The 230-nt window shown below is 67.8% G+C and carries 1 protein-coding gene; it reads left to right on the top strand.

What is annotated here, in order from left to right:
* A partial coding sequence (locus SCA31_RS25780; protein WP_410699768.1) for a hypothetical protein occupies positions 1 to 230 on the top strand: 230 nt, incomplete at both ends.

Below are 230 nucleotides of genomic sequence, written 5' to 3'. Positions count from 1 at the left end.
CATTTCGCTCACGCCGGAGCCCCGGCGGACACGGCTCGCGCGGCCGAATACGACGCCGGCCCTTACAAGAACTTCGGGCACGAAGTCCAAGAGGCATTCGCCGCGATCGTACCGCCCGACGCCCATGCGGATCTCGTCGCCGATGCGATCGTGGACGTAGTCGCGAAGCCTGCGGGCAAGCGCCCGTTCCGCGTGCATGTCGATCCGACCGAAGACGGCGCGAACGTGGG

The sequence above is a fragment of the Chryseobacterium sp. SIMBA_028 genome, from assembly GCF_046535285.1.
Taxonomy (GTDB): Bacteria; Bacteroidota; Bacteroidia; order Flavobacteriales; family Weeksellaceae; genus Chryseobacterium.
Note: the sequence above shows the minus strand (reverse complement) of the source record. Positions and strands in the feature narration are given on the sequence as shown.